A 4638-nucleotide genomic window follows, 5' to 3' on the forward strand; every position below is an offset into this window, starting at 1 on the left:
CCCCGCACACCTGCCGCTACACCTTCCCGTTGGGATCGGTGCGCACCTCCTGGACATACATGCCTACAACTTAAAATCTGCCATGTGCCTAACGACTTATTCATAGCCTATCGCCATATCGACCCTACACGCTTTTTCATAAGTCCTTGACTTACCACGACAAGGGTCAAAAACTTCACGAAGGCAAGCTAGGGGTTCCCTTTCGCCAGGAGACAAGCTACCTCCTCGATGGGAAAGCCAAGCACGTTGGTATAGGAGCCTCGAACTTCCTTAATTAACCACTCTGCCTTTTCCTGCGCTGCGTAGGCTCCGGCCTTATCCAGCACGGGAACCTCTTGAAGATAGCTTTCAATCAAAGGGGGCGTTAAACGCCGAAATTCCACTTCTGTTGCGCATATCAGTGATCGGATCTGGCGGCTGGGGGTTACCAAAACGAGAGCGGTCAGAACATGATGGGTTTTGCCCGACAGAAGTTCTAGCATTGTGCGAGCTTCCGTAAGATCCTTCGGTTTACCCAAGCAAACGGCTCCCAATACGACAAGGGTATCGGCAGCAAGCACCCAGGGGTCAGAACCGGGATTCCACACCGAAAAGGCTTTACCCATGGCGTTACGCAAGGCAAGTTCCCGTGGGGAAAGGCAGGTGACTTGTTCGGGGCTCAGCTCGCTAAAGGTGGGCGGTTTGGAGTAGAACGGTACACCAAGCTGGCGTAATAATTGTTGCCGGCGGGGGGAGCTTGAGGCCAAACACAAAGGGCTCTTCACTGGGAAGTAGTTCCGGTTTTGAGTGTATCCTTGGCTTGGCGTGCCACACGACGGTTCCGTTTGGTTAATTCGGTTTTTCTTTTAAGAGCCTGCTTCTCAAGGGTCTCCATTAGAAGATCGATCGTTTCATAAAGATCATGCCCATGTTCCTCTGCGTGGAGGTCTCTGCCCGGTACGGCCAAATGTACTTTTACGGCGTAGGCGCGCTTGTTGGTTTGGAGGGGATCGTGGATGATGGCCACGTGGGCACCGATAACCTCAGGCATATGTCGCTCCAACTTCTGCAGCTTTTTGGCGATGTAGGCGTGCAAGGCACTGGTTAAACGAACATTTTGCTGGCTAACGTGGATCTGCATAGCTTTGCTAAGCTTGTCGATATTGCGGCCTTTGTCCAGACGCAAGGCCCACGGATAAAAGGAAAGGATCCAAGTTCTTTTGGCAAGGGGGGCCGTGTCGTGGGGTCTGGCCCGGTGCAAAGGATGCGAAATGAAAGTGGAAGACAGAACCATTGAGCAGATTTTTATCTACGACACCACCCTGCGGGATGGCGCCCAAGCAGAAGGAATCCATTTTTCTGTCGGAGATAAGATCCGAATTGCTCGGAAGCTTGATGAATTTGGCATTTCCTACATTGAAGGCGGTTGGCCAAGTTCCAATCCCAAGGACAGTCAATTTTTTTGGGAAGCGCAGAAAATTCCTTGGCGCACGGCCAAAGTGGTAGCTTTCGGGAGCACCTGCCGGCCGGAGGTGGAAGAGCCAGCCAAGGATGCGCAGCTGGCGGCTTTGCTGGAAGCGGCAACACCTGCGGTGGCAATCTTCGGAAAGAGCTCGCTATCCCATGTCCGCGAGGTGCTGCGGACGACGCCTGAGCGCAACCTCCAAATGATCGCCTCCTCTATTGCGTATCTCAAAAGCCACCAGAGGGAAGTCATCTATGACGCGGAGCACTTTTTCGATGGATATAAGGAGGAACCGGCTTATGCCCTGGAAACCCTGCGTGTAGCTGCCGAGGCCGGTGCTGATTGGATCGTACTTTGTGACACCAATGGAGGTTCCCTCCCAACGGAAGTCGGTCGGGTAACTAGGGAGGTGGCAAAGGTAATCCGTGTTCCTTTAGGCATCCATACGCATAATGACGGGGAGCTTGCGGTTGCCAACGCCCTGGCGGCCGTGGAAGCCGGGGCTACCCAGATTCAGGGAACGATAAATGGGTATGGAGAGCGGACGGGAAACTGTAACCTCATTTCCGTGATCGCCAACTTGCAGCTAAAGATGGGTAAGAAAGTCATCGATCCAGAGCGACTGGCCACGCTGCGGGAACTTTCGCTCTTTGTGGATGAGGTGGCCAATCAAAGACCTAATCCACGGGCTCCCTTTGTCGGGTCCTGTGCCTTCGCCCACAAAGGAGGAACTCATGTCAACGCCCTCCGGAAACTTTTGAGAAGTTACGAGCATATTAACCCGGAAGCGGTGGGGAATCGCAGGAGAATTTTGGTCGGAGAGCTTTCCGGCCGGGCCAATATTGCGTGGAAAGCCAAGGAACTGGGATTGGAAATGGAAGACCGCTCACCGAAGACAAAGAGGATTCTTGAGGAAATCAAGCGGCTTGAGGCGAGGGGTTATGAATTTGAAGCAGCAGAAGCGTCCCTGGAACTTTTGATGCGGAGGGTCCTGGGCAATTACCAGCCGTTCTTTCGTCTCCTTGAGTATCATGTCTCGATTCGCTCCCTTCCCGTTCGGGCCTACGAGGTCTGTGAGGCTACGGTCAAAATCGAGGTGCAAGGAAAGCGACGGTACACCGTGGCTGAGGGGGATGGTCCGGTTCACGCACTCGACAACGCCTTGCGCGCAGCCTTGCAAGAGGCCTATCCGCAAATCGAACGGATTCGGCTGACCGATTACAAGGTTCGGATTGTGGATCCCTCTCGAGGTACGGAAGCGTCGATTCGAGTCTTGGTCGAATCAAGCGACGGGACGGCGCGCTGGACGACTGTGGCTGCCTCCACCAACATTGTAGAGGCTTCGTGGCTAGCCTTGGTGGATAGTATTGAATTTTATCTTTTGCGTTCCGGGGGTTCCCGTGAGATGGACCCTGAGAAAGCTCGGGATTAGAGAACAGCACCAGAGCTGCATCGAAGGAGATGCGAACCTCCGGTGTTTTTGATGGCCGGATCGGGAACGCTAGTGCATGGGTGGGAGGCTAGTCTGGAAATCTCAACAGGATGAGTGGCGTAGAGGGGCGAAAAACGCTGGCAAAAAGGGTGGAAAGAGGCTTAGTCAGCGGATTTTTGGGATTGCGTTGGGCTAGGAAGATCGTAACCGCTATGAGCAGTTGCGGAGCGATCCGGTGGCGTGCGTCGTGAAAAGGTAGATCGTCCAATGGGGAGGAAGGTATCGCCACCCGGCAACTGTGGCTGCAGCCGGAAACGCCCGGAGCAGCTGATCGTGGTAACGCTGGTGTCGAAGGCTCTTAACCCAAAAGGCTCGGAAAGCGGGTGAATCGGCAAGGCGGGGCCTAACGCAGGAGAACGCTCTAGCTAAGCCCTGGAAACTACCGAGGCGGGGGTGCGAGCTTTTTCGCTAAAAAAGCGACGGCCGAAGTCTCCTTAGGAAGGAGAGGTATGTGTGCACTGGCGAGAGTCACTGAGGTACTGGGCGAGGGTATGGGTGCAAAGGACGATGGATCAACATGGGAGGCCCATCTGGCGGGAGTTTGGGTAAGCGCCGAACGGGCCGACCCTGCCCTCGTGAAGGGAGACAGTGGGACGAGATCGGATTCGGATAGGTCCATAGTGGTAGAGCACTCCGAGAAAGTCTCCATGGAGGAAAGGAGCCCAAGAGTTCTGGAGGCAAATGTCGGAAGGAGAGGGCTGACAGAGATAGGCGATTGAGCCCGAGAACCTCCCAACCGCGTTCGGTAACTCCCGATGGCGTTGTAGGCGAAAGCTAACGCAGATCCGACCTACCGCTTCTATTTCTCGTACGACAAACTCTCCCGCAAGGACGTATTGGCCTATGCGTAGAAGCTCTGCCGGAGGAAAGGGTGGAGTGGCAGGAGTCGATGGACTGACGTTTGAGAGGATCGAGGAGGAAAGGGTGGGAGGGGTGGTTGGGTCGATGGGCAGAACGGAAGCGATACGGCGGGTGTGGATGCGCGAAACTGGTGGGAAAGCGGAGGCCGCAAAAGACGGCCATCCTAGGAGATCGGATGGTCCAGATGGCGGCCGTTCTTATACTCTAGCCCGATCTTTGAAATGGGTATACCGGAAGAAGAGTATCCCTATTGAGAAGGGCGAAGTGCCTTGGATGGGGCAAGAATAGTACGCGCTCTTCTCAACGGGGGTATACTGTGGTCATCGATGCTGACCTTACTGAGTTCTTCGACGGCATTCCTCATGCTGTGTTGATGAAGAGCCTTGCCGGGACGATATCCGACGGAGCCATGCTGGCGGCCCTCAAAAGCCTGCCTGGAAATCTCGGTCGAGGAGCAAGACGATCAGGAAAAGGAAGCGGCGGACGGCCGAGACCAAGGATCGAAGGCGTGGGACACCACCAGGAGTTCTTATCTTTCGTCTTTTGGCCCATCTCTCTATCGAGACAGTTCATCCTGCCGTAGAAAAGGCGAGGATGGGCAGCCCCATAGTATCGCGCGCCGAAGACTATGGAATCCTTTCTCGGCATCATGCGTAGGAAGCCCACAAGCAAAGGGAAAAAGATGGTGAAGCGGATCGGGTTTACTGTGAAGGGGGCAAAAGACCCCGCTAGGCCCAGGTACCGGAACGAGAGCTTCGAGTTTCTCGGTAACACCTTGGGTCTTTGGTACAAGCCCATCACGGGTCAAAGCTACCTGGGAACCAAACCCTCGAAGCACTGG

Annotated in this window: 4 protein-coding genes; 2 read left to right on the forward strand and 2 right to left on the reverse strand. The window is 54.8% G+C overall.

Annotation, left to right across the window (positions count from 1 at the left end):
- Window positions 1-188: 188 nt before the first annotated feature.
- Window positions 189-764, reverse strand: a complete 576-nt coding sequence (locus KK925_RS09200; protein WP_268905649.1) for a Maf family protein — start codon at window positions 762-764, stop codon at window positions 189-191.
- Window positions 761-1120 carry a ribosome hibernation-promoting factor, HPF/YfiA family gene (hpf, locus tag KK925_RS09205; protein ID WP_174583554.1) on the reverse strand — a complete coding sequence of 120 codons (360 nt, stop codon included), beginning with the start codon at window positions 1118-1120 and terminating at the stop codon, window positions 761-763. Before hpf ends, KK925_RS09200 begins: the two co-directional genes overlap by 4 nt.
- 130 nt (window positions 1121-1250) lie before the next feature.
- Here hpf and cimA point away from each other — a divergent pair, with 130 nt between their 5' ends.
- Window positions 1251-2876, forward strand: coding sequence for a citramalate synthase (gene cimA / locus KK925_RS09210; protein ID WP_174583555.1), 1626 nt, complete (start codon window positions 1251-1253; stop codon window positions 2874-2876).
- 903 nt (window positions 2877-3779) lie between these two features.
- The gene (locus KK925_RS09215; RefSeq protein ID WP_174583556.1) at window positions 3780-4085 is read left to right on the forward strand and encodes a hypothetical protein; all 306 of its coding nucleotides are present in this window, start codon (window positions 3780-3782) and stop codon (window positions 4083-4085) included.
- The last annotated feature ends 553 nt before the right edge of the window (window positions 4086-4638 follow it).

The sequence above is a fragment of the Candidatus Methylacidithermus pantelleriae genome (genome assembly GCF_905250085.1).
Classification (GTDB): Bacteria; Verrucomicrobiota; Verrucomicrobiia; order Methylacidiphilales; family Methylacidiphilaceae; genus Methylacidithermus; species Methylacidithermus pantelleriae.

Coding starts and splice junctions, on each gene's coding strand:
- hpf (WP_174583554.1), bottom strand. CDS start 1,120: ATGCAGATCCACGTTAGCCAGCAAAATGTTCGTTTAACCAGTGCCTTG.
- KK925_RS09215 (WP_174583556.1), top strand. CDS start 3,780: ATGCGTAGAAGCTCTGCCGGAGGAAAGGGTGGAGTGGCAGGAGTCGAT.
- cimA (WP_174583555.1), top strand. CDS start 1,251: ATGAAAGTGGAAGACAGAACCATTGAGCAGATTTTTATCTACGACACC.